The organism is Nocardioides sp. Soil_C_8 (assembly GCF_057656315.1).
On the sequence record NZ_JBDGKQ010000006.1, the window covers coordinates 1 to 17,659 of the forward strand.

The following is a 17,659-nucleotide window of genomic DNA, read 5'->3' on the forward strand; positions in this document are numbered from 1 at the left end:
GACCGACAACGGAATCGCACTCAACCCGTCGCGGCGTGGCCTGCTGGGCCAACTCGTCGATCACGTGTCGCGACTCGGGGTCGAGGCGATCACTGGCAAGCCCTACAAGCCGACCACCCAGGGCAAGAACGAACGCTTCCACCAGACCCTGTTCCGCTACCTCGACAAACAGCCCCTCGCCGCGTCGCTGTCCGAGCTACAGGCGCAGGTCGACGCGTTCGACCACATCTACAACACCCAACGCCCCCACCAAGGCCTACCGGGTCGGGTGACCCCGCTGACGGCTTGGGAGGCGACTGCGAAGGCCGAACCGCCGCGACCCAAAGTCGACCAGCCATCATGGTTCGACCGGCCAGTACCAACTCGCTACCTGCCCCCGCAGCCACCGCCACCGGCCGACCTGCCGCCCGACGCCCGCGTCCGCAAGGTCAGCAGCGTCGGCGCCGTCCACGTCGACAAGGTCTTCTACAAGATCGATGTCGAACACCGGTTCAAGCAGGTCCTCGTCATCGCCGACGGCGACAAGCTCACCATCACCGACCTGCAAGGCGAGCTCCTCGCCGAACACACCAGGCCGGCGCCCGGCATCACCTACGTCGGCAACGGCCGCCGACCAGGACCACGCCCCAAGAACCCGTGACTGTCACCGAAGTCCTGAGATACCAGCTGTCACCGATGTCCTGACACAGAACCGTCACCCATGTCCTGAGACATCACATATCGCCGCTGTCGGAGGTCGCCGATACAATCGAACACATGATCGAGACGCTGGCGCACCGCGGAGCGGGTGGGGTAGAGGACCTCACCGCTCGTGATCTGCTGGCGCTCGCCCGCGATCGCAAGGCCGCAGAGGACCGCGCTGCCGCCGACCTGATGGTCGTAGCCGCGCGGTGGGCGGACCTGCACCCGCCGGAGTCGATCCACGACGCCGCCGCTTTCACGATCCCCGGGTCGGAGCACGAGGAACCCATCGCGGGTGAGGGTGCGCCACTGGTCGCGGAGTTCTGCCTCGCCGAGCTCGGCGGCGTCCTCGGGGTCTCGACGACCGCGGCGAAGAAGCTCGTCGGCCACGCCCTGGAGCTGCGCCACCGCCTCCCCCGGTTGTGGGCGCTCGCCCAGGCGGGTCGGGTGCCGGCATGGAAGGCCCGCGCCGTCGCGGAGGTCACCATCCACAGCGCTCCGGCCCTGACCCGCGACGCGGCGGCGTTCGTGGACGCGCAGGTCGCCGCGGTCGCTGGGAGGGTCGGTCCGGCGCAGCTGGACCGGCTCGTCGCGGAGGCGATCAAACGCTACGACCTCGCCGAGGTCGACCCGGCCGCGGACTCGGAGGACGGCTACTTCTCAGTCGACCCGCGCCACGCGACCATCCATGACGACGACGTGCACTTCGCCGGCACCATGCGGCTCGAGGCCGAGCTCGACATCGCCGACGCCATGGACCTCGACCGGGCGCTCGCCCTCGGCGCCGCGACGCTGAAGGCCCTCGGCTCCAGCGAGTCGCTCGGCGCCCGCAGGTCCGCGGCCTTGGGTGACCTCGCCCGGACGCAGACCGCGCTCGACCTCCACACCCAGGACGCCGGGGCGGGTGCCGACCGAGATCACCTACCCGCTGCGCGGGAAGTCGTCCTCCACGCCCACTTCGACGCCACCCTCTCCGGCGACGCAACGGTGTTCGGTCCGACCGGGCGGATGGAGGAAGGTCAGCGGCTCGTCCTCCTCGACCAGGTCCGCGACTGGTGCGCCGACTCTCGGACGAAGGTGACCGTCAAGCCGGTCATCGACCTCAACGCTCAGCTGCACACCGAGGCGTACGAGGTTCCCGACCGGATCCGCGAACAAGTCATTCTCCGGGACCGGACGTGCGTGTTCCCGTGGTGCACCCGCCCCGCCCGCGGCTGCGACATCGACCACATCACCGAGTTCGACCACGACGCCGCAGCGGAAGGCCGACCCCAGCCCGGTCCAACCGACACTCACAACCTCGCGGCGTTGTGTCGGTTCCACCACCGGCTCAAGACCCACACCGCCTGGCACTACGAGATGACCGAGCCCGGAGTGTTCGAGTGGACCTCACCCCACGGCCACACCTACCGACGCGACCGCACCGGCACCACCGCGATCGAGCCGCCAGCGGTCGATCCACCCGACCCGCCCGACGTCCCGCGCCCGCGCCGACCATGACCCCGCCCCACACCCCGCCACCCACCAGGTAGCGGGGCCACAGGCACGCGTGCTGACGGAATCCTGCGGACGCTGGGAACCGACACGATGTGATCGTGACGGCGCGACCGGTGGTGGTGTCGGGACTTCCGGCTGAGCCGAGCCAGCGACGAGGTCTTGTACTCCTTGGCGGCGAGGTCCCGGGCAGTAGTCGTCGTGAACTGGTGGGACCGTCCCTCCTCCGCGGCGAGGTTGGAGGGGTTGGCTTCGTCGATCGTGGAGGTCTTCTGCGACTGCCCGGTGGAGCTGGCGGCCGACAGGTTCGCGAGCCGCTCGCGTCATCCCGGGCACCACGACCACAGCCGGTCACGGGCGGAGGTCGTCGAGGCCATGCGACGGGCGAGCGAGGCGTGCCCCGGCCCGCTGGGCGTGGGCGACCTGGTCCGGGTCGACACAGCGACGGCCGTCGACACCCATGCGGTGTCAGGACGCGTGCGCGCACTCCGGGGGCCCGTCCCGACCATGAGCCCGCTCCAGAACGGCGGGATCACGCCGCCGGCTCCGGCTGGACGCTCGACCGCCACGGAGCCAGGTCGAGCCCCGGGTAGCGTTGCCCGACCCCCGCGAGCGTCTCGTCGGTCCAGTACGCATGCCCCGGGGGAGGGAAGCCGAAGAGCGCGAGCTCCCGCGGGGTGGCCTGCTCGACGAACCGGTACCACCGGGGATCGTGGCTCCGGTCGGCCCACGCATGACGTTGCGCCCACTCGGCTGCCGCCGGCCGGTAGCTGAGGTGCATGGTGAACCGCGACCCGCGTGGCTGCGTGATGGCGGCGCCACGGTGCACCGTCTGGGGTTGGAACGCGACGACAGTGCCAGCCGGCCCTGTCGCCGGCACCTCCGACTCGTACAGGTCCGGGCGGCCGGTCGTGGCCACGAACCCGGAATCGTCGTCGCTGGCGTCGCCGCGGGGGAAGAAGTTGGGCTTGGCGGCCAACGCATCGGTCCGGGCGTCCCGTCGGACCATCCGGGGGGCACCGAGCTCGGGTGTCACGTCGCTCAGGAACACGAAGAGCTCGAGCTGGCGGAACTCCGGCGCGCTCGACGGGACGAGGACCGTGTGGTTGAGGTAGTCGCGGTGCAGGTCCTGGTCGTAGTCGGCGGCACCTTCGTACTTCGCCCAGGCCTCCGCGGAGTAGAGGCGGACGTCCGACGCCCCCAGGAGGGCCTCGGCGAGGGACACCAGGGCCTCGGAGGCGGGAACGCGGCAGAGCGCGACGCTGGTGAACGGGAAGCTGTCGATGCCGTCGAACTCGTCGCCGACGAAGCGGGCGTTGCGCTCGGGATCGACCCCGTCGTGGAAGTCGTCACCCGAGGGGAACATCAGCGCCAGCTCGGCGACAGCCGGGGCGAGGACGTCGTCGGGGAGGTGACGGGGAAGGACGACGAACCCGTCCTCCAGCCAGGCCCGGCGTGCTGCATCGAGGTCCACGAGGTCAGTCCTACGCTGCCGGGGCGCTGCCACGCACGTCCTTTTCGCCCACGTCGCCTCGACGGGGCCCGCGGCTGTGCGAGGGTGGGCGCATGATCGTCAACCTCGGCAGCGACCGACCGCAGGGACCGTGGGACCCGGACGCGAAGAAGAAGTGGATCGACACCCGGCACTTCTGGGTGCTGCTGCCGCTCCTGCTGCTGATGGTCGGCCTGCTGGTGCTCGCGTCGTACGTCGACTCCTGAGGGACGGTCGGTCGTGGCGTGGGTACGGACCACCGACGCGGCCGAGCTCTGGAGCCGTGCGGAGCCGTGGCTGGGTGAGCACCCCGTCGAGAACGCGCCGCTGCTGGCCGAGGTCGCGCACCTCCTTGCCACGGGTGCCACACCCGACGGACTCGACTGCGGCTGGTGGAGCGACGATGGCGGCGGCGTCGGCGGGGCGTACGTCCGGGCTCCGCGTCACAACCCGCTGCTGACCCGGATGCCGCGCGCCGCCCTCGACGAGCTGGCGCGCGCGATGGGCCGGCCGGGCGGCCTGGGTGTGCCGGACGCCATCGCGGACGACGTCGTGGACGCGTGGGCGGCGGCCGGCACGACCTTGGAGACCGCTCGCTCGTTCACCGTGCACGTGCTCAGCGGCACGCCGGCGGCGCCCGTCTGTGACGGCCGACCCCGCATCGCGGGACCCGGCGACCGGGCGCTGCTGCACGGGTGGTTCGACCAGCTGATGGCCGCGCACCCCGGCGACCCCAGCGACCGAACGTACGTCGTCGACGACCCGCTCGCCGCGGGCGGGTTGGTGCTCTGGGAGGTCGACGGGGAGGCGGTCGCGATGTGCAGCCGCAGTCGCGCACTGGCCGACACGGTGCGGATGGGGGCGTGCTACGCGCCGAGCGCCGAGGCGGCGTACGCGGAGGCCGCGTTCTGCTCGGCACTGGTCGAGGCGCGTGGCCACGCGCGCCACGTCACGGTCGTGGCGTCGGCCGACGACGACGGCGAGGCCGCCCGGCTGGCGGCGCACGGCTTCGTCCCGACAGCGACCCGAGTCGCCCTCACGGCGCGCGGCGACTGCTGACCGGCCCGCGCCGCACGGCACGCAGCAGTCCTCCCGCGACGGTCCGGGGGCGGAGGACCGGCGTACCGGCCGAGGCCGTGTCCTGCATGCCCGCGAGGGTCTCCGCGAGGACGGAGACGGCGTCCGTCGACGGCACCCAGCCCAGCTCGGTCCGTGCCCGCGTGGTGTCGAGCAGCGGCACGGCGTAGCCCATGTCGATCCACCCGGGGTCCAGCGGCTGCACCCGCGCGTGCCAGCTGGCCGAGACGGCTGCCCGGACGGCGCCGGACGGGACGTGGACGAGTCGCGCGCCAAGGACGTCGGCCACGTCCTGCGCAGTGACCGGTGGATCGGCAGCGAGGTTGAAGGCGCCCGGTGCGCGGGCCTCCAGGATCCGCGCGATCGCGTCCGCGACGTCGTCGGCGTGCACCATGGGGATGACCAGCTCAGCGTCGATCGGCACGACGGGCACGTGCCGCAACAGGCCGGCCGGGACGATCGCGGGCAGCCCGTAGCGCAGGAGGGCGCTACCGGCCGATCGCTGGCCGACGATGCCAGGACGGACCCGGGTGACGACGACGTCGGGAGCGTCGACCTCGAGCTCGTCGAGCAGCCGCTCGGCCGCAGCCTTGTGCCGGCTGTACATCGATGTCGGCACGCCTCCGGTGGGCCATGACTCGTCGACGGGCGCATCGTCCTCCTTTGGCGAGTACGCGCCGACCGACGACATGTGCACGAGGTGGGGGACGCCCGTCGCCACCACGGCGTCGATGACCCGCCCGGTTCCGCCGACGCCGAGCTCGCGGAGGTGGTCCTCCCGGTGCGAGGGCTGGAACCCCCACGCCAGGTGCACGACGGCGTCGGCACCCGCGCAGGCGGCGTGCAGGGCATCGGTGTCCGAGTCGTCGGTGAGGTCGACCGCCGCCCACTGCATCGGGGGGAACGACACGTCGTTCCCGGGCGGGCGCCGGACGACCCCGACGAGCTCGTGACCGCCGTCCCGGGCCAGTCTCCGGACAAGGGCCGAGCCGACGTTGCCGCTGGCTCCCGTGATGACGATGCGCATGCGCGACCTGTACCCCGGTCGCGGTCCGTGCAGACCTCAGCGCGAGGTGTTGGCCGTCCGTCCCTTGGTGACGCCGACGAACGCCTGGGTGACCTCGTCATCACGGTCCACGAGCCACACGAGCGCGATCGTGGTGGGCTCGAGGTCGGCGACGACGCGGGTCACGACGTCCTTGCGCTGGTGGAGCCGGGCGACGGACATGGGTACGACGACGACGCCGGTGCCGGCGGCGACCGCCTCCACCGCCTCCTGCTCGGTCATCGGGGGCCAGTCCAGCTGCTCGACGCTCGGTTTCCAGCCGCTCGGGTGCGGGCGCACGAGCTGCTCGTCGTCGAGGTCGGCCGTCGTGACCTCCTCGTCGGCGGCGGCCAGCACGTGGTCGCGTGAGGCCACGGCGACCTGGAGCTCGTCGTAGAGGCGGACGCAGTGCAGTCCGCCACGGTCGACCGGCAGGCGCACGAGCGCCATGTCGAGGCTGCCGTCGCGCACGCCGTCGAGCTGGTCGGACTCCGTCACAGGCACGAGCTCCAGGGGCTCGCGACGGCGGTCTCGCCAGTGGCGCGCCCACTTGTCGGGGGTCGCACCCGTGACGAAGCCGATCCGCAAGACGTCGGTCATGGGACCGAGCCTAGGCGTGAGGCGCGCGGGTCAGGCGTGCGCACCGGCCCTGTCCTCGTCGGTCCGGTCGACCTCGACCTGGTCGACCTCGCCCTTCTCGACCTCACCCTTCTCGACCGAGAGGACGAAGTCGTCGCCGTGCTCGGTGACACCGGTGATGACCGCGGCCTCCACCGCCTCGATGGCGTACTTGCGGCGCACGACCAGCGGGTCCTGGGCCAGGTCCTTCACCAGGGCGACCGCCAGACCGATCATGATGAGCACGAAGGGCAGTGCAGCGATGACGGTGATGGTCTGCAGGCCGCTGAGCGCGTCCGCGCCGCCGACGAGCAGCATCACGGCGGCGACGGCGCCGGTGGCCACGCCCCAGAAGATGACGGTCGGACGGCTCGGGTGGATGGTGCCCCGCTCGGAGAGCGAGCCCATCACGATCGAGGCGGCGTCGGCGCCGGAGACGAAGAAGATGCCGACGAGGACCATCACGACGATGCTGGACACCGTGGCGAGCGGGTAGGCCTCGAGGGTGCTGAAGAGCTGGTTCTCGAGTCCGCCCGCCCCCGCGATGTCGGTGCCGTTCTGCTGGAGGTCGATCGCGGCCCCGCCGAAGATGCAGAACCACACGATGCTGATCAGGCTCGGCACGAGCAGCACGCCGGTGACGAACTGGCGGATGGTGCGGCCGCGAGAGATGCGCGCGATGAACATGCCGACGAAGGGCGTCCACGACAGCCACCAGGCCCAGTAGAAGACCGTCCACGTCGAGAGCCAGGTGCTGACCTCGTCGCCCTCGGCGGCGGTGCGCGCGGCCATCATCGGCAGGTCGGCGACGTAGCTGCCGATCGAGGTCGGCACGAGGTTGAGGATGAACACGGTCGGCCCGACCACGAAGACGAACAGGGCGAGCGCCACGGCGAGGACCATGTTGATGTTCGAGAGCCACTGGATGCCCTTCGCCACGCCGGAGACGGCGGACAGGACGAAGGCAGCGGTGAGGATCGCGATGATGCCGACGAGGACGCCGTTGCCGGTGTCACCGAGGCCGGCCACGATCTGCAGCCCGGACTCGATCTGGAGGGCGCCTAGGCCCAGCGACGTCGCGGAGCCGAAGAGGGTGGCGAAGATGGCGAACATGTCGATCGCCTTGCCGCCCAGGCCGTGGGCGTGGTGGCCCAGGAGCGGCTCGAAGGCGGAGCTGATCAGCTGGAGGCGGCCCTTGCGGTAGACGCCGTACGCCACCGCGAGGCCGACGACCGCGTAGATCGCCCACGGGTGGAGGGTCCAGTGGAACATCGTGGTCGCCATGGCGTGCTGGGCGGCCTCGGTGTTGCCGGCAGCGCCCGTGCCGGGCGGCGGGGTGACGAAGTGGCTGATCGGCTCGCTCACGCCGTAGAACATGAGCCCGATGCCCATGCCGGCGCTGAACATCATGGCGACCCAGGAGATGGTCCGGAACTCCGGCTCCTCGTCGTCACGGCCGAGGGGGATGTTGCCGAACTTCCCCAGGGCCAGCCAGATGACGAAGACCACGAAGGCGCTCGAGGTGAGCACGAAGAGCCAGCCGGTGTTCCGCATCGTCCACGCCAGGCCGGTCCCGGAGGCGTCGGCGAGGCTGTCGGTGCTGACGAAGCCCCACGCCAGGAAGGCGAGGCTGACGACGGCCGTGACGCCGAAGACCACCTTGTCCAGACCCGTCTCTCGCGGCTCGGTGGGCTCGATCGCCGCGTCCAGGGCGGGGTGCGGCTCGTCGACGAGGTCGGGTGTGGGCAGGTCGCGTGGATGTTCGATTCCTGTGGCCATCCCACGACCAGACCAAAGAACCGCGTCGGTGCGCAAACCGGGAGTATGCGTGTTCGCTCAAACTGAGACGATGCCCACAGGGGTGAGGGCCGTACGGCGCGTGCGTGGCACCGTCGAGGAGAGGTCGGAGGACCTCGAGCGGAGGAGGTGCGCGACATGAAGCAGTCGCAGACGTTCGACCCGTCCCTGCACGCGTCCGGCAGTCCGGCCGCCGAGGGGCGTTGCTCCCACCACGCGCAGGACGACGGGACCAGCGGGCGGTGCGCGGGCGAGGCGGTCGTGTCCTTCCGGGACGAGGAGGGTCGCTGGCAGTCGGGATGCCGGACCGCGCTCGAGGAGCTCGTCAGGCGCGGCGACATCGCGCCGCTCGGCCAGGGGGCGTGACGAGCCGGTCAGGCGCCGTTGGACGCCTCGTGCCAGTCCCAGTGGGCCCTGCGGTAGACGTCGGTGTCGGCCACCAGGGCCCCGCACACCCGGCAGACGGGCGTGGAGCCCGCACCGGTGTCGAACATGTCCATGACGTCCGGGCGGGCGCTGTCGTCCGTGTCGCTCATTTCGCCACCATAGGTCGCTCGGTCGTGCCGGGCCAGCGCGCCGAGGTGCGGCGTCACACGCGCAGCGACGCGAGCGCCCTGCCCCAGGCCCGCGCGCGCTCGAGCTCGCCGTCGAGGAGCGGGCCAGGCGAGTCCAGGACGTAGAAGGACTCGCTGCCGACCATCCGCCCGAGCCGGTGCCGCGCGACGAACCGTGCGGCCGCGCGGGCCGCCGACCCGGGCAGCCGGCGCACCTGCTCGGCACGGGTGTCGAAGGTGGCCACCGCGGTCGAGGCGTCGTTGGTCGGCAGGGTCGCCAGCCACTCGCGGATCCCCGGTCCTTCGTGCCCGGGCTCGGCCCCGCGCTCGTGGGCGTCGTGCCGGGTGGTGGGCCGGCTCATCGAGAAGGCGTGGGTCGGGCCGCCGAGGACCACCAGGTCGACGCCGGCGGGTAGCGGGGACGGGGCCGACGCGACGTCGACGACCTCGACCGGACCGCCGTCGCTGTCGTTCAGGCCCTCGGCGATCGCCTGCGCGACGGCTCGGGTGTTGCCCCAGTGGGACTCGTGGACGACCAGTGCGGTCATGACGTGCTCCTCTCGTGCAAGGGGGTGGAAGGGAAGGACCGCAGCCACCGCGACGTCAGCCACGCGCTCGCTGCGAGCAGCAACAGGCTGGGCACGGCATCCGGGCCGAGGTGGACGTCGGCACCGGTCGCGAGGGCAAGGACGGGGCCGGCCCACAGCGCGGTGAACAGCGTCAGGATCTTGAGCATCGCCACCGTGCCCAGGGCGCTGGCCACCGCACGGTCACGCAGCAGGAGCACGCCCACCGCGGCGATCGCGGGCAGCACGACGGCGAGGTCCAGGACGAAGACCGGGTACGGCGTGCCGCCCACGCCCTGCGGCTCCGGGGGGCCGCCTCCGAGGGCGTACGGCACCAGCGCCGAGAGCCACAGGCCGGCGAAGAGGCCGGCGGTGACGACGAGGACCCAGCCGGTCGTCCGGGTCAGCCGCGGTGACGCAGTGGAGGTCGGTGGGTGGTCGCGGACACCGAGGAGGCCGCCGAGCAGTCCGGCTCCGGACAGGCAGACGATGACGACGTAGACCAGGAAGACCCGGTTCATCGGCACGCCCGTGACGTAGATCAGGTAGCTGTAGAGCAGGTACGCCAGCAGCCCGAGCCGCGCGAGGTGGGTCGCGACGGACGTGGCCGGCCGGCGGATCAGGAGAACGAGCAGGACCGCCACCGCGATGCTGCACGCGTCCTGCGCCCGCGCGGACACCACGGTGGCCTCGGGCAACGAGCGGTACGGCGTCTCGGCGAGCAGGCCGTGGAGCGACGCGAGCACCACGGCGGCCGCCAGCAGCCAGGTCGACGCGAGAGTGGCGCGCGAGCGGGGGACGGCGTCCAGCTGCGACGGGGAGGGCGGCGCCGGGACCGGCGGGCTGCCCGCGACCGGTGGCGAGACATCCAGCGCGGCCCAGTCCGAGCGCGCCGCCGGCACGAGCACCAGGAGCGCCGGCACGCCCCACCACCAGGACCCGAAGCCGAACGACATCAGCAGGACGTGGAAGGTGATCACGCCGACCCACCCGACCCTGGCCGCCACGCCTCCTCGCAGGAGGAGCAGCCCCAGCACGACCTCGCCCACGGCGAGCGCGAGGACCCAGGGGACCGGGTGTGCCATGACGACGTCGCGCCAGGTGTCGGTGACGAACGGCCAGAAGGCGCCGTCGGCGAAGGTCCGGTAGGTCTCGGGGTCCGCCGCGACGATGCCGGCGTTGATGCCGCCCATGACCAGGTAGAACCCGCCCACGACGTGGCGTACGACGGAGGCGCGCGTGCGCCGGTGCGGCACGGCGTCGAGGCGCGTGCGGGGCTCCAGCATCGTGGTCACGGCAGCACCTCCGTCCTCCACCTCGAGCATCCGCCGCGATGCCGGCGACGGTCAGGGGCGAAGGTCGCCGACCGCGAGGACCTAGGTCCCCGGCTTGCCGGCGTCGGCGTAGGAGCGCACCACCGAGACGCTGAGCGGGAAGTCGACGGCGAGCTCGCGGAACAGCAGCCGGCCCGCGGTGGTCGCAGCCTCCGTCACCTCGGCCGCCACGGCGTCGGCCAGCCCGGCCGGGGCGTGCACGACCACCTCGTCGTGGAGGAAGAAGACGAGGTGCGGCCGCTCGACGAGGGCACCGTCGGCGCCGAGGCGCCAGAGGCGGTTGCGGAGGTCCGCGACCCAGCACAGCGCCCACTCGGCGCCCGTGCCCTGCACGACGAAGTTGCGGGTGAACCGTCCGAAGGAGCGACGCCGGCGGTCGAGGTCGCCGGGGTCGGTCGGGGGTGCGTCGGGCGACTCGTCCCACGACCCGCCGAGGGCAGGGCTGCCCCGCCCGAGCAGGGTGCGGACCACCTGCCCCCGCTCGCCCGACCGGGCAGCCTCCTCGACCAGCCCGAACGCCTGCGGGTAGCGCCGGGTCAACCCGGCCACCATCCGGCCGCTCTCGCCGCTCGTGGCGCCGTACATCGCGCCGAGCAGTCCGAGCTTGGCGTGCTGGCGGGTGGCGACGGCACCCGCCTCGACCATCCCCTGGTAGAGGTCGGCACCCCGCGCGGCCCGGGCCAGCGCGCGGTCGCCGCTCATCCCGGCCAGCACGCGCGGCTCGAGCTGGGCCACGTCGGCGACGACGAGGACCCAGCCCTCGTCGGCCACGGCTGCCGACCGCACCTGCACCGGGAACGACAGCGCACCCCCGCCGTTGGACGACCATCGTCCCGTCGCCGAGCCGGCGGGCTGGTAGACCGGACGGAACTTGCCGTCGCGGACCCACTCGTCGATCCACGCCCAGCCGTTGGTCGAGAACAGGTGGGCGAGGGACTTGTAGCGCAGGAGCGGCTCGACGACCGGGTGGTCGACCGCGCGCAGGGTCGACGCCCTCGTGTCGCCGACCTCGATGCCGGCCCGGCGCAGCGCGGCCAGCAGGTCGGGCCGGGAGTCCGGGTTGAGGCCGGGGGCGTCGAGGAGGCGTCGTACGTCGTCGGCGCACTCGGCGAGGAGCCGTGGGCGGGCGCCGCGGAGGGGGCGCGGTCCGAGCCGCTCGGTCAGCAGCGCCTCGTGGACGTCGACGCGCCACGGCACGCCCGCGTGGGTCATCTCGGCGGCTGCCAGGGCGCCGGCGGACTCCGCGGCGACGAGGAGCCGGAGCCGCGCGGACTCGAAGGAGGCGTCGATCGCCGCCAGCTGCCGCGCGTCCTCGACGTCGGCGCGCAGGTGGTCGAGCGAGTCGTGACCGCTGAAGAGGACGGGCTCCGTCACGGTTGCCGGACGCAGCTGGTCCCACAGCTCGGCCTCGTCGCCGCCGAGCAGCGACGGGTCGATGGCGGGCGCCCGTGCCAGCAACCGCCGGGTCAGCCTTAGGTCGTGGCACCGGGCCACCCGCACCCCGGCCGCGAGCAGTGGCGGGTACCACCGCGCGGTGTCGTCCCAGACCCACCGCAGGTCGTCCGGCTCACGCCGGGCGACGTAGGCCGGCAGGTCGGCGAGCGCCACCTCGTGGGTCGCGCCCTCCTCGGAGACCAGCGCGCGGTCGCCAGGCAGCCGGGACAGGCGGACACGCGTCATGGGAACAGCCTCCCCGACGGCACCGACGCCCGGCGCTCGACGCCCCGCTGCTGGTCACCAGCCGCTCGTGCTCCCGACGGCAGCGAGGAGCTGCAGGCGCTCGTGGCTCGGACTGCCCGGCGTCGCGGTGTGCACCAGGAGGGCGTGCGACTGGAACGGGTCGTGCAGGACCTGGCAGCTCAGCTCCAGCGTCCCGGCGGCGGGATGCACGTAGCGCTTGACCTCGGCCGGCCGGACGCCGACCTCGTGCGCTGCCCACCAGTGGCGGAACTCCTCGCTCCGGCTCGACAGCAGGTCGGCGAGGCGGGCCGCGCGTGACCCCGGTCCGCGCACCGCCAGCACGCCGCGCAGCCCGGCGGCGTACATCCGCGAGTAGTGCTCGTGGTCCTCGGGCGGGTGCAGCTGCCGGGACCCGGGGTCGGTGAACCAGCGGTAGCCGATGCTGCGGGAGGGGCCGGACCAGCGTGTGTTGTCGCCGACGAGGGCGGCGCTCAGCGGGGTCTGCCGCAGGGTCTCGCCCAGCTCGGTGACGATCTCCGCGGCCGTGTCGGTCAGCCGATCGAAGATGCGCAGCATCCCGGGGCCCACGTGGTCGCCGGCGGCCTCGCGGACGGGCGGGTGGTGGCCGGCGAGGCGGAACAGGTGGTCGCGCTCGTCGAGCGACAGGTGCAGGCCCTGCGCGATGGAGGCGACCATCTGCTCCGAGGGCTGGGGACCACGCTCGCGCTCCAGCCGGGAGTAGAAGTCGGTCGACATGTGGCTCAGTGCTGCGACCTCCTCCCGCCGCAGGCCGGGCGTACGTCGTCTCGATCCGCGGGGCAGCCCGACGTCCTCGGGCTGCAGTGCCTCCCGTCGGCGGCGCAGGAAGTCCGCGAGCCCGGCGCGATCGATCATGCGCCCATCCTGACCGGTCGCCCCAGCCGTAGCCACGGATCGCCAGGCCGTGGATGGGAGCTGCTGCGACGGGCAGCCTCGAGGCACACCGACCGACGAGCCGAGGAGCACCCGTGCCACGCAGGCAGTACGACATCACCCTTCCCGACCTCCACGGCAGGCGCGCCGTCGTGACCGGCGCCAGCGACGGGATGGGCCTGGGCATGGCCGCTGCCCTCGCGGGAGCCGGCGCCGAGGTGCTGATGCCGGTCCGCAACCGGGCCAAGGGGGAGGCGGCGGCCGAGCAGGTCCGCGAGCAGGTCCCCGGCGCCCGGGTGGTCCTCCACGACCTCGACCTGTCGTCACTGACCTCCGTGGCCGAGCTGGGGGAGCGGCTCGTCGCCGAGGACGAGCCGATCCACCTCCTGGTCAACAACGCCGGGGTGATGACGCCACCCGACCGCCAGGTCACCGCCGACGGCTTCGAGCTGCAGCTGGGCACCAACCACCTCGGGCACTTCGCCCTCACCGGCCACCTGCTGCCGCTGCTGCGAGCCGGGCGCGGCCGGGTGACGTCGCAGGTCAGCGTCGCGGCGCGCCGGGGCTCGATCCACTGGGACGACCTCTGCTGGGAGCGGTCGTACGACGGCATGGCTGCCTACCGCCAGTCCAAGATCGCCTGCGGGCTCTTCGGCCTCGAGCTCGCCCGGCGCAGCGCCGCCGCGGGCTGGGGCGTGACGAGCAACCTCTCGCACCCCGGCGTGGCGCCGACGAGCCTGCTCGCGGCCCGTCCAGAGGTCGGGCGCAGCGAGGACACCACGGGTGTCAGGGTGATCCGCTGGCTCTCGGCGCGTGGCCTCCTCGTGGGGACGGTGGAGAGTGCCCGGCTGCCCGCACTCATGGCGGTCACGACGGGCGAGGACGGCGGCTTCTACGGACCCCAGTGGCCCGGCAACGCGGGTGGCCCTCCCGGCCCGCAGCAGCTGTGGGCCCCGTTGCGGCGCGACGCGGACGCCGCGCGGCTCTGGGCCGTGTCGGAGGAGCTCACCGGTGTGCGCGTCAGGTGACTTCTGGATGATGGCGTCGTGCTGCACCGCCATCCGCTCCTCAGCCTGCTCACCCTGCTCTACCTGGGCTTCGTCGCCCTCGTGACGCTGACGCCGGGCGACGAGCAGCCCGACTACGCCGGCCTGGCCGGCCGGGTGCTGGCCCGGCTCGAGCGCTACCCCGATCTCGACCCCCTGACGAGCCGGCTGAGCGTCGAGCGCATCGAGTTCATCGCCAACATCGGGTTGTTCGTCCCGCTCGGGATGTTCCTGCTGCTCCTCGTCGGGACGCGCCTGTGGCTGGTCGCCCTCGCCGCCGGCATCGTGCTCACCTCCATGATCGAGGCCGTCCAGCGGGAGATCCCGGGCCGGGTGTCGGACCCCCGCGACGTCGCCGCGAACTCGATCGGCATGTTCGTCGGGATCGCGCTCGCGATGGTCCTGACGCTCCCCGGGACGCTGCGGCGCCGGCGGGAACGCGGCTAGCGCCCGCTGCGAGCAGCGTGCTCCCGGGCGGCGGTGACGAGGCCTGACGTGAGCCCGATCTCGACGCGCGTCTCGGGGTGCCACTGGACGGCGAGGCACCAGCGGTCGCCGGTGCCCTCCATCGCCTCGAGCGTCCCGTCCAGGGCACGCGCGACCGGGGCGAACCCGGGGTGGCTCGCCACCGACTGGTGGTGGTGGCAGCTCACCGTCGTGCGGTCACCGACGAGGGCAGCCAGCCGCGACCCGGGCTCGGTCCGCACCTCGACCTCCCCGTAGGCGTCGCCGCCGGGGGAGTGGCTGTCGTTGCCGACCAGGTCGGGCGTGTGCTGGTCGAGCGACCCGCCCGCGTGCACGGCCATCAGCTGCATCCCGCGGCAGATCCCCAGCACCGGGAGCCCGGCCTCCTCCGCTGCGTCCAGGAGCGCGAGCTCCCACGCGTCCCGGTCGGGGCGCCACCCGGAGGTGCGCTCGTGCGCCTCGGCCCCGTACCGGCTCGGGTCGACGTCGGCACCGCCGCAGACCATCAGGGCGTCGACGCGTGCCACCACGGCGGCCGCTGCCGACGCGAGGGCGACGGGCGGCAGCAGCACGGGCACTCCGCCGGCGGCCTCCACCGCCGCGGCGTACTCGGTGGGGAGCAGGTCGGCCCGGGCGTTCCAGACGCCCCACGCCGCGACCTCGCGGTAGGTCGTCAGCCCGACGACCGGTGCCTCACCCACCGCGACCTCAGAGCGGGGTGACGTAGGCGCCCGAGATGCCGCCGTCGACGAGGAAGGTGTTGGCGGTCATGAAGCTCGACTCGTCGGAGGCGAGGAACAGCACCGCGTTGGCCATCTCCTCGGGCTCGCCGAAGCGGCCCATCGGCACGTGCACCAGCCGCCGCGCGGCCCGCTCGGCGTCGCTGGCGAACAGCTCCTTGAGCAAGGGGGTGTTGACCGGCCCCGGACAGAGCGCGTTGACGCGGACGCCCTCGCGGGCGAACTGCACGCCCAGCTCACGCGACATCGAGAGCACGCCGCCCTTGGACGCCGAGTAGGAGATCTGCGACGTGGCAGCACCCATCACGGCGACGAAGGAGGCGGTGTTGATGATCGAGCCGCGCTTCTGCTCGAGCATGTAGGGCAGCGCCGCCTTGCAGCAGAGGTAGACGCTGGTGAGGTTGACCTCCTGCACCTTGCGCCAGGCGTCGAGGTCGGTGTCGAGGATGGAGTCGTCCTCCGGCGGGCTGATGCCGGCGTTGTTGAAGGCGATGTCGACCGAGCCGTAGGTGTCCTTCGCCGTCCTGAACAGCGCGTCCACCTGCTCCTTGGACGTGACGTCGACGTGGACGAAGGTGACCACGTCGGGGCCCCCGAGCTCCGCCGCCAGTGCCGCGCCGGCGGCGTCGTCGATGTCGCCGATGACGACGCGCGCACCCTCCTCGACGAACCGGCGCACGGTCGCCAGCCCGATGCCGCTGCAACCGCCGGTCACGACGGCGGTGCGGCCCTCGATGCGTCCTGCCATGGGTGTGTGCCTCTTTCTGCTGGTGGTGCCTGCGGGGGACCAGGTCTGGTCAGTGGGCGATGAAGACGTTCTTCTCCTCGGTGAACGCGTTCGGCGCGTCCGGGCCGAGCTCGCGACCGAGGCCGGACTGCTTGTAGCCGCCGAACGGGGTCCAGTAGCGGACCGACGAGTGGCTGTTGACCGAGAGGTTGCCGGCCTCGACGCGGCGGGCGACGCGCAGCGCGCGTCCGACGTCGGAGGTGTAGATCGATCCGGAGAGGCCGTAGTCGGAGTCGTTGGCGAGTGCGACGGCGTCGTCCTCGTCGTCGAACGGCATGACCGCGACCACCGGCCCGAAGACCTCCTCGCGCCAGATCGCCTCGCTGGTGTCGCTCGACTCCACGACGGTCGGCGGCAGCCACCAGCCCGGGCCGTCGGGGACGCTGCCGGTGAACGCGATGCGCGCGTCGTCGAGGTAGGCCCTGACGGCGTCGCGCTGGCCCGCGGACACGAGCGGACCCATCTCGCTCTGCTCGTCGGCGGGGTCGATGACCCGGAGCGCCTTGACCGAGGTCTCGAGGCGCCCGACGAACTCGTCGTACGCCGAACGTTGCACGAGGATCCGCGAGCGGGCGCAGCAGTCCTGGCCGGCGTTGTCGAAGACGGCGTACGGCGCGCTGGCGGCGGCTGCGGCCACGTCGGTGTCGGCGAAGACGATGTTCGCGCTCTTGCCGCCGAGCTCGAGCGTCACCCGCTTCACCTGGTCGGCGCAGCCCGCCATGATCTGCTTCCCGACGGTCGTCGAGCCGGTGAAGCAGACCTTGCGCACGAGCGGGTGGGTCACGAAGCGCTCGCCGACGACCGAGCCCTTGCCTGGGACGACGTTGAGCACGCCCTCCGGGATCCCGGCCTCGAGGGCGAGCTCACCGATCCGGATCGCCGTGAGCGGGGTGAGCTCCGCGGGCTTGAGGACGACCGTGTTGCCGGCGGCGAGCGCGGGCGCGAAGCCCCATGCGGCGATCGGCATCGGGAAGTTCCAGGGGACGATGATCCCGACCACCCCGAGCGGCTCGTGGAAGGTCACGTCGGTGCCGCCGGCGACCGGGATCTGCCGGCCGAAGAGCCGCTCCGGTGCGGCGGAGTAGTAGTTGAGGCAGTCGCGGACGTTGCCCGCCTCCCAGCGCGCGTTGCCGATCGTGTGGCCCGCGTTGAGCACCTCGAGCCGGGCGAGCTCCTCGTTGTGCGCGTCGACCACTGCCGCGAACGCGCGCAGCATCCGCGCCCGCTCGCCGGGCGCGACGTCGCGCCATGCCGGGAAGGCCTCGTGGGCGCGCGCGATGACGGCGTCGGCGTCCTCGACCGAGGACGCGGCGGGGGAGGCGTCGAGCTCCGCGCCGGTGCTCGGGTTGATCAGGGTGGTCATCGACATCT

At 72.6% G+C, this 17,659-nt stretch carries 19 protein-coding genes and 1 pseudogene; 8 read left to right on the forward strand and 12 right to left on the reverse strand.

The window, feature by feature from the left end:
• The 3 genes and pseudogenes from AC3A3L_RS21190 to AC3A3L_RS21200 form a co-directional block, all read left to right on the forward strand.
• Positions 1-313: pseudogene (locus tag AC3A3L_RS21190) on the forward strand (integrase core domain-containing protein); the annotation flags it as partial.
• Positions 314-400: 87 nt separating this feature from the next.
• Positions 401-640 carry a Mu transposase domain-containing protein gene (locus AC3A3L_RS21195; protein ID WP_487642085.1) on the forward strand — a complete coding sequence of 80 codons (240 nt, stop codon included), beginning with the start codon at positions 401-403 and terminating at the stop codon, positions 638-640.
• A 116-nt stretch (positions 641-756) separates the two neighbouring features.
• Positions 757-2,181, forward strand: coding sequence for an HNH endonuclease signature motif containing protein (locus AC3A3L_RS21200; protein ID WP_487642028.1), 1,425 nt, complete (start codon positions 757-759; stop codon positions 2,179-2,181).
• A 526-nt stretch (positions 2,182-2,707) separates the two neighbouring features.
• Here AC3A3L_RS21200 and AC3A3L_RS21205 read toward each other — a convergent pair.
• Positions 2,708-3,649 (reverse strand): phytanoyl-CoA dioxygenase family protein, encoded by a 942-nt coding sequence (locus tag AC3A3L_RS21205; protein ID WP_487642029.1) that lies wholly within the window; start codon positions 3,647-3,649, stop codon positions 2,708-2,710.
• A gap of 92 nt (positions 3,650-3,741) precedes the next feature.
• On the opposite strand from AC3A3L_RS21205, the gene AC3A3L_RS21210 reads away from it, so the two are divergent.
• The gene (locus AC3A3L_RS21210; protein WP_487642030.1) at positions 3,742-3,894 is read left to right on the forward strand and encodes a hypothetical protein; all 153 of its coding nucleotides are present in this window, start codon (positions 3,742-3,744) and stop codon (positions 3,892-3,894) included.
• 13 nt (positions 3,895-3,907) lie between these two features.
• Entirely contained in the window at positions 3,908-4,726 is an 819-nt protein-coding gene (locus AC3A3L_RS21215; protein ID WP_487642031.1) for a hypothetical protein, read from the forward strand.
• Here the strand turns inward: AC3A3L_RS21215 and AC3A3L_RS21220 are convergent.
• The 3 genes from AC3A3L_RS21220 to AC3A3L_RS21230 are packed head-to-tail and all read right to left on the reverse strand — an operon-like array spanning position 4,704 to position 8,186.
• Positions 4,704-5,771 carry an NAD-dependent epimerase/dehydratase family protein gene (locus AC3A3L_RS21220; protein WP_487642032.1) on the reverse strand — a complete coding sequence of 356 codons (1,068 nt, stop codon included), beginning with the start codon at positions 5,769-5,771 and terminating at the stop codon, positions 4,704-4,706. The two genes, AC3A3L_RS21215 and AC3A3L_RS21220, sit on opposite strands and share 23 nt — an antisense overlap.
• A 36-nt stretch (positions 5,772-5,807) precedes the next feature.
• Positions 5,808-6,389 (reverse strand): LysR substrate-binding domain-containing protein, encoded by a 582-nt coding sequence (locus tag AC3A3L_RS21225; RefSeq protein WP_487642033.1) that lies wholly within the window; start codon positions 6,387-6,389, stop codon positions 5,808-5,810.
• Between the two features lie 30 nt (positions 6,390-6,419).
• Positions 6,420-8,186: a BCCT family transporter gene (locus tag AC3A3L_RS21230; RefSeq protein WP_487642034.1), complete on the reverse strand. Its 1,767-nt coding sequence runs from the start codon at positions 8,184-8,186 to the stop codon at positions 6,420-6,422.
• A gap of 156 nt (positions 8,187-8,342) precedes the next feature.
• Between AC3A3L_RS21230 and AC3A3L_RS21235 the strand changes: the two genes are divergently transcribed.
• Entirely contained in the window at positions 8,343-8,570 is a 228-nt protein-coding gene (locus AC3A3L_RS21235; RefSeq protein ID WP_487642035.1) for a hypothetical protein, read from the forward strand.
• Between the two features lie 8 nt (positions 8,571-8,578).
• On the opposite strand, the gene AC3A3L_RS21240 is transcribed toward AC3A3L_RS21235, so the two are convergent.
• The 5 genes from AC3A3L_RS21240 to AC3A3L_RS21260 form a co-directional block, all read right to left on the reverse strand.
• Complete coding sequence (locus AC3A3L_RS21240) at positions 8,579-8,740, reverse strand: hypothetical protein (protein WP_487642036.1); 162 nt, start codon at positions 8,738-8,740, stop codon at positions 8,579-8,581.
• A gap of 53 nt (positions 8,741-8,793) precedes the next feature.
• Positions 8,794-9,306: a flavodoxin family protein gene (locus tag AC3A3L_RS21245; RefSeq protein ID WP_487642037.1), complete on the reverse strand. Its 513-nt coding sequence runs from the start codon at positions 9,304-9,306 to the stop codon at positions 8,794-8,796.
• A complete protein-coding gene (locus tag AC3A3L_RS21250) occupies positions 9,303-10,619 on the reverse strand; it encodes a hypothetical protein (RefSeq protein ID WP_487642038.1) in 1,317 nt (438 codons plus the stop codon). Before AC3A3L_RS21250 ends, AC3A3L_RS21245 begins: the two co-directional genes overlap by 4 nt.
• Positions 10,620-10,700: 81 nt before the next feature.
• Positions 10,701-12,338, reverse strand: coding sequence for a bifunctional 3'-5' exonuclease/DNA polymerase (locus AC3A3L_RS21255; RefSeq protein ID WP_487642039.1), 1,638 nt, complete (start codon positions 12,336-12,338; stop codon positions 10,701-10,703).
• Between the two features lie 54 nt (positions 12,339-12,392).
• The gene (locus AC3A3L_RS21260; RefSeq protein WP_487642040.1) at positions 12,393-13,232 is read right to left on the reverse strand and encodes a helix-turn-helix transcriptional regulator; all 840 of its coding nucleotides are present in this window, start codon (positions 13,230-13,232) and stop codon (positions 12,393-12,395) included.
• A gap of 113 nt (positions 13,233-13,345) precedes the next feature.
• Between AC3A3L_RS21260 and AC3A3L_RS21265 the strand changes: the two genes are divergently transcribed.
• The gene (locus tag AC3A3L_RS21265) at positions 13,346-14,278 is read left to right on the forward strand and encodes an SDR family oxidoreductase (protein ID WP_487642041.1); all 933 of its coding nucleotides are present in this window, start codon (positions 13,346-13,348) and stop codon (positions 14,276-14,278) included.
• A gap of 18 nt (positions 14,279-14,296) precedes the next feature.
• Positions 14,297-14,743, forward strand: coding sequence for a VanZ family protein (locus AC3A3L_RS21270; protein ID WP_487642042.1), 447 nt, complete (start codon positions 14,297-14,299; stop codon positions 14,741-14,743).
• Here AC3A3L_RS21270 and AC3A3L_RS21275 read toward each other — a convergent pair.
• From AC3A3L_RS21275 to AC3A3L_RS21285, 3 genes are read right to left on the reverse strand one after another with little or no spacing between them, the layout of a single operon-like run.
• Positions 14,740-15,462, reverse strand: coding sequence for a gamma-glutamyl-gamma-aminobutyrate hydrolase family protein (locus AC3A3L_RS21275; protein WP_487642043.1), 723 nt, complete (start codon positions 15,460-15,462; stop codon positions 14,740-14,742). The genes AC3A3L_RS21270 and AC3A3L_RS21275 overlap by 4 nt on opposite strands.
• A 7-nt stretch (positions 15,463-15,469) precedes the next feature.
• The gene (locus tag AC3A3L_RS21280) at positions 15,470-16,249 is read right to left on the reverse strand and encodes a 3-oxoacyl-ACP reductase (RefSeq protein WP_487642044.1); all 780 of its coding nucleotides are present in this window, start codon (positions 16,247-16,249) and stop codon (positions 15,470-15,472) included.
• Positions 16,250-16,298: 49 nt separating this feature from the next.
• A complete protein-coding gene (locus AC3A3L_RS21285) occupies positions 16,299-17,651 on the reverse strand; it encodes an aldehyde dehydrogenase family protein (RefSeq protein ID WP_487642045.1) in 1,353 nt (450 codons plus the stop codon).
• Between the last annotated feature and the right edge of the window lie 8 nt (positions 17,652-17,659).